The sequence below is a fragment of the Pseudonocardia acidicola genome, assembly GCF_012911935.1.
Classification (GTDB): Bacteria; Actinomycetota; Actinomycetes; order Mycobacteriales; family Pseudonocardiaceae; genus Pseudonocardia; species Pseudonocardia acidicola.
Genome location: NZ_JAAXLA010000087.1, coordinates 22668 through 28852, shown reverse-complemented (window position 1 = coordinate 28852; position 6185 = coordinate 22668). Strand labels below are relative to the sequence as shown.

Here is a 6185-nt window from a genome sequence, read left to right as displayed (position 1 = left end):
GGGGGGTCGGCGGGGAACTCGTCATCGGTGACGGGCCGGGCGTCGGTGATGGAGTGGATGCCGGGCTGGGCGGCGGTGACGGTGGCGAACTCGTCGTCGGGGTTGCACTCGACGGCGCGGACGCGGCGTGGTCGTCGATGGGCTGGCCGAGCGGATGCAGCGGCGGGAAGTCCTGAACCGGGGTGGACGCCAGGGCGCTGTTCACGAATCCGTGCCAGATCTCGCCCGGCAGTCCGTCACCGCTGATCGGGGTGCCGTCCCTGGTCTGGATCGGGTCGTTGTGGTCGGTGCCGATCCAGACCGCGGTGGACAACGACGGGGTGAACCCGGCGAACCAGGCGTCGTTGTTCTGGTTGGGGAAGCGGGACTGCACGGTGCCGCTCTTGGCGGCGACCGGGCGACCCCCGGAGAGCGCGATGTGGTCGTGGCCGGCCACGTCCAGCATCGCCTCGGTGACGTTGCGTGTGACGCGGGGGGAGATGCGCTGCTCGCCATCGGGACCGGCCTGGTAGAGCACCCTGTTGTCGGAGGTCACCACCTTCGTCACCAGGTGCGGTGGCCGGTAGGTGCCGTCGGCGGCGAAGGTGGCGTAGGCCGAGGCCAGCTCGACCGGAGTGACCTCTTTGTTGCCCAGCGCGATGCCTTCGGTGGGGTCGGGCAGCGGTTCGGTGATTCCCGCCTGGTGCGCCGCATCGGCGACCTTCTGCGGTCCGATCTTTCGCGCCAGGGTGTAGAAGACGACGTTGTTGGAGATCGTCATCGCCTGTTTGAGGTTGCACTGGTCGCAGGTGGCACCGGGATCCGCGTTGTGCAGGCCGGGGAACGGCTCGCCGGACATCACTGTTCCCAGCCCGATCGGCGGGTCCTGTTGCAGCGCCGCGAGCAGCACGAACGGCTTGAACGTCGAGCCGGGTTGTTTCTCGACCTCGGCGTAGTCGAGCCCGACCCCGTCGTCGCCGCCGTAGTAGGCCCGGATGCCGCCAGTGCGCGGATCGATGGAGACCAGCGCGCTGCGCAGGTCGCGTGGCTGGTCGGCGAGGACGGTGTGCTCGGTGTCCACCGCATGCTGCTGCATCGCCGGGTCGATCGTGGTGGTGATCCGCAGACCCTCGTGGGTGAGCTCCTGCTCGCTGATGCCCAGGCTGCTGAGCTCTCGCTCGACGGCGTCGACGATCAGTCCGCGACTGTCCGTCGGGGACCCGTCGTGCACCGGCCGGCGCGGCAGGGTCGGCGGGAAACTCTCCGTGGCGCGCTGCTGCGGGGTCAGCCAGCCTTGGCTGACCATGCCGTCCATGACGTAGTTCCAGCGTTCCTGGGCGTGGACGGGGTCGATGGCGGGATCCCACTGCGAGGGCGACTGGATCAGCGCGGCCAGTAGCGCGCCCTGGGAGACGTCGAGCTGGCTGACGCTCTTCCCGAAATAGGTCCGGGCGGCGGCCTGGATCCCGTAGGCGCCGCGTCCGAAGTAGATGGCGTTGAGGTAGTCGCCCAGGATCTGGTCCTTGGACTCCCGCTGCGAGAGCTTGAAGGCGATGACCACCTCCTTGTACTTGCGCCACAGCGAGTGCTCGTCACCGACCAGGGTCTTCTTCACGTACTGCTGGGTGATCGTCGAGCCGCCGCCCACGCCGCCGCGTAGCTGGCTCCAGGCCGCCCGGAAGATGCCGGTGAGGTCGAAGCCGGGATTGGAGTAGAAGGTGCGGTCCTCCGCGGACAGCACGGCGTCGCGGACCTCCAGGGGGATCTGGTCGACGCCGACGTCCGTCCGGTTGCCCTGCGCCGGAACGATCTTCGCCAACTGGCTGCCGTCGTCGTAGGACACGGTGGCGACCTGTTTGCTCACGGCGTCGTCGGGGGTGGGGACGCGGAAGCACAGGCAGCCGATGAGGAAGGCGAGGACCGGCCCGGTGACGAACGCACCCAGGGTCACGTACCCGATCCGCCGGATGCGGCGCCAGAGCCGTCGGCGCTGCTCGTCGGGGGTCTCGTGGTGGCGATGTCGCCGTCGCCGCGATCCTGTGCGGGGTCGTCGGGCGGGTGCAGTCGGGCCGTGCCGAGCCGGACGGCGCCCCGGGGGAGTAGGGGGCGGTGATGTGTCCACGCCCCTCGGGATCCGTGGCAGCGGAACCGTGGCGCGGAAATCAGACACCGACCCTCACCTTACTCGCACGACGCTGTCCGGGAGACCTGACGGGTAGGACCGGTGCCGGCAATACGGGTTGATCCATCGTGCTCACTCGTCCGCCGGGTGCCGGCCCGTCCAGCCGCGAGCAGGTCGTGGTCGTCGGACGCCGGCCGGTTGGTCGGCGTCCACGCTGCGATCCGGCCAGGACCGGTTGGCCCAACAGTCGAAGACGACCAGCGCGACCGCGGGACCGGCGAACGACAGTGCGACCCACCAGGGGTTCTGGGCGACCAGCACGACCACCGCCACCGCGAGCAGAGGGCTGACGGCGAACCAGCAGTACGGGTCGATCCGGCCGCGGAACCACCGTCGTCCCGGTGGGGAGGTCTGTGGCCTGGTCAAGCGCTGTCCCGGCCGCGCAGTCGAGGTACGGTCGGGCCGCCCTCGGCGGTCGGGCAGAACCAGGGCAAACGGAAAAAATCTGCGATCGGGTAGGAGATCGCGGTATCTGAAAAACCGGACAATGCGTTCTGTGCGGTCACCTGTCGAGACACCTTCCGATCACTCTCGACGTCGCCGAGTTCGCGCGATCCAGTGCTCGGTGTCAGCGAGCGCTATGGCCGCGGATCTGCTGTTGTTGCGCGTCTCGAGGGCGCAGAATATCACCTGCAGGAATGGCGAGCGGGGAGCATCGCCCGCGATCGGCGACCTGCCCGGCGTGCTCGTCGGTTTCGGCCCGGAGATACGGACTCCAATTTGCCCTCAGCTAACCATCCGCAGTGGTCCGGCTCATCCGGACCGGACATCATCCGCGGTTCGTCAGCATTGCGATGAGACGAATCTCCCACCGCCCGGACCGTTTCCGTCCGGCGGTCGAGCGTCTCTGCGGATGGTGATGGTGTGCGGCATGCGAGCCCGGTACGGCGGGTGAAGCCGAACGATAACGAAGAATCGAATGAATGAGACAGAACGGCTATGACTGCGGGGAGATGACATTTGCCGCGACACGCACCCGCAATAGCCGCCGGATCGGGGCGGACAGCGGGAACGATGGGCGGGTGCCGACGTCATTGGACTCCCCGCGTCGCCCCGTTCGAGGTAGTGCACCCAGGCCCGGTCGAATCGGACGGATGGTTATTTCGACGCGACGGTCGGCGGCGGCGTGGTTGGCCCGCCCGCTCGCCTCGCTGCACCTGCTGCTCGCGGTGTTCGGGCTGCTCACGGCACTGGGGCTGGTGATGGTGCTGTCGGCCTCGAGCGTGGAGTCCTTCGCTCAGGACGGGTCGTCCTATCAAGTGTTCTTCCGGCAGGCGGCGTTCTGTGCCGGCGGGTTGGTGCTGTTCTGGGTCGGCCTTCGCATTCCGCTGTGGCGGCTGCGGGCCGTGTCTGCGCTCCTGCTCCTGTCCACCATGCTGCTGCTGGTGGTGGTCCTGATCCCGGGCCTGGGCACCGCGATCGCCGGCGCCCGGAAATGGATCGTCGTCGGTGGCCTGTCGTTTCAACCCTCCGAACCGGCGAAGGTGGCCCTTGCGCTGTGGGGGGCCCACGTACTCGCCGCCCGACGGAACGTGATGCACGTGTGGCGGCACGCCCTCTCCCCGGTGGTTCCGGTCGCGGTGGTCATGCTCACGCTGGTCGTGCTCGAACCCGACCTGGGTACCGCCGTCTCGATCGGCATCCTGGTCATCGCGCTGCTGTTCTTCGCCCGGGCTCCGGGGCGGCTACTGGCCGCGCTGGTCGGCGGCGGGCTGGCCGGCGCGGTGATTCTCGGCCTGACCGCCGGCTACCGGCACAGCCGGATCACCGCGTTCCTGTCCCCGGGCACCGCCGATCCGCTCGGTGCGGCGTATCAGTCCACCCAGGCCCTGTACTCCTTGGCCGACGGCGGCCTGTTCGGCGTCGGCCTGGGACAGGGCCGGGCCAAATGGAGCTATTTGCCCAACGCTTACAACGACTTCATCTTCGCCATCATCGGCGAAGAACTCGGCTTCGTCGGTGCCCTCGCCGTTCTCTGCCTGTTCGCCACCCTCGCTTATACCGGCCTGCGTATCGCCGCCCGCAACACCGACCCCTGGATCAAGACCCTCAGCGCGACCCTGACCGCCTGGCTGGTCGCCCAGGCTGCGATCAACATCGGTTATGTCGTCGGGCTCCTCCCCGTCACCGGCATTCCGCTGCCGCTGATCTCCTCCGGCGGCACCGCGCTGGTCGTCACGATGTTCGTCTTCGGCGTCCTGGCCAACGCCGCCCGGCACGAACCCGAAGCCGCCGCTGCGCTCCGCATCCACGGCTCGGGCCGCCTCGCCCGCCTTCTCGGCCTGCGCCCACCCCAACTCCACGACACCCTGGCCAGGTCCCGCCCCAACGGACACCCGAGGATCGGACGGCGCGGTCACAGCCCGTAGTCCCGGGCCGGCCTGGACCTGGCACCGAGCGATCCGACCGCACCGAGTGGCCCCGGCGAGGGTCTCTCACCGGGGCCACCGACGGTAGGGCGCCGAACGGGAAGCAGGTCAGCTGCGCTGACGGGTCAGGCTTTGGCCTGCATTGAGCGGCGTGCCGGGTTGGCCTGCTCCGCCGCCTTGGGGTCGGTCTCGTTCTTCTTCGCCTCGACACCGGACCGGATCTGCTCGCCGATGTTCTTGTCGATGTTGCTCCAGTACTCGAACGCGCGCTCGAGGATCGGTTCGCTGACACCGTTGAGCAGGTGCCCGACCACGTTGTCGACGAGGCGTTCGCGCGCGGCGTCGTCGAGCACCTCGCGCACCATGGTGCCGGCCTGCCCCCAGTCGTCGTCCTCGGCATGGTCGACGTACGCGGCGCGGGTGATCTCGCCGTCGGCCTGCCAGCTCGGGACCTGCCCGTAACGTTCGGTGTCCGCGGCCGGGCCGCCGTAGGAGTTCGGCGCGTACACCGGGTCCGACACCTTGTGGAACCGCATCGCCCCGTCCTTGCTGTAGGAGTGCACGGGGCTCAGGGGCGCGTTCACCGGAATCTGCTGGTAGTTGCCCCCGAGTCGATGGCGGTGCGCGTCGGCGTAGGAGAACAACCGGGCCAGCAGCATGCGGTCCGGGCTCGGCCCGATGCCCGGCACGAGGTTGTTGGGCTGGAAGGCCAGTTGCTCGATCTCGGTGTGGTTGTCGGTCGCGTTGCGGTCCAGCGTCATCCGGCCGACCTCGATCAACGGGTAGTCGCCGTGCGGCCACACCTTCGTCAGGTCGAACGGGTTGAAGCGGTAGTCCTTCGCGTCCTCGTACGGCATGACCTGCACGTACATCGTCCAGCTCGGGTGGTCACCGTCCCGGATGTGCTCGAACAGGTCGCGGGTGTGGTAGTCGGTGTCGGCCGCGGCCATCTGGTCGGCCTCGTGCTGGGTGAAGAACTCGATGCCCTGGTCGGTCTTGAAGTGGTACTTCACCCAGAAGCGTTCGCCGGCCTGGTTGATCCACATGTAGGTGTGGGAGGAGTAGCCGTTCATGTGCCGCCAGGTGCGCGGGATGCCGCGGTCCCCCATCAGCCACGTCACCTGGTGCGCGGACTCCGGGGACAGCGTCCAGAAGTCCCACTGCATGTCGTGGTCGCGCAGGTTGCTGTCGGCACGGCGCTTCTGCGACCGGATGAAGTGCTGGAACTTCATCGGGTCCTTGACGAAGAAGATCGGGGTGTTGTTGCCGACCATGTCGTAGTTGCCCTCGGTCGTATAGAACTTGAGGGCGAAGCCGCGGGGGTCGCGCCAGGTGTCGGGGCTGCCCCGCTCCCCGGCAACGGTGGAGAAGCGGGCCGCCATCTCCGTGGTCGTCCCCGGCTGGAACAGGGCCGCCTTGGTGTAGCCGCTGACGTCGTTCGTGACCTCGAAGCGCCCGAACGCTCCGCTGCCCTTGGCGTGCGGCTGGCGCTCCGGGATGCGCTCACGGTTGAACTGGGCCATCTGCTCGATCAGGTAGCTGTCCTGCAGCAGAATCGGGCCGCCCGGGCCGACGGTCAGCGAATGCTCATCACTCTCGACCGGGATACCGGCATCCGTGGTGGTGGGATTCGACCTCTGATCAGTCACTACTGC

5 protein-coding genes are annotated in these 6185 nt (G+C 68.3%); 1 reads left to right on the top strand and 4 read right to left on the bottom strand.

Annotated features, from left to right (window positions below; translation table 11 throughout):
- From HF526_RS30085 to HF526_RS30075, 3 genes are all read right to left on the bottom strand, one after another.
- On the bottom strand, positions 1–1930 hold a 1930-nt coding region (locus HF526_RS30085; protein WP_338051855.1), incomplete at its 3' end, for a transglycosylase domain-containing protein.
- Between the two features lie 303 nt (positions 1931–2233).
- Positions 2234–2527 carry a hypothetical protein gene (locus tag HF526_RS30080; RefSeq protein ID WP_169384967.1) on the bottom strand — a complete coding sequence of 98 codons (294 nt, stop codon included), beginning with the start codon at positions 2525–2527 and terminating at the stop codon, positions 2234–2236.
- Positions 2524–2667: a hypothetical protein gene (locus HF526_RS30075; RefSeq protein ID WP_169384966.1), complete on the bottom strand. Its 144-nt coding sequence runs from the start codon at positions 2665–2667 to the stop codon at positions 2524–2526. Before HF526_RS30075 ends, HF526_RS30080 begins: the two co-directional genes overlap by 4 nt.
- A gap of 588 nt (positions 2668–3255) precedes the next feature.
- Between HF526_RS30075 and ftsW the strand changes: the two genes are divergently transcribed.
- Positions 3256–4530, top strand: coding sequence for a putative lipid II flippase FtsW (gene ftsW / locus HF526_RS30070; RefSeq protein WP_169384965.1), 1275 nt, complete (start codon positions 3256–3258; stop codon positions 4528–4530).
- Between the two features lie 125 nt (positions 4531–4655).
- Here ftsW and HF526_RS30065 read toward each other — a convergent pair whose 3' ends face one another.
- Positions 4656–6179, bottom strand: a complete 1524-nt coding sequence (locus HF526_RS30065) for a catalase (RefSeq protein WP_169384964.1) — start codon at positions 6177–6179, stop codon at positions 4656–4658.
- Between the last annotated feature and the right edge of the window lie 6 nt (positions 6180–6185).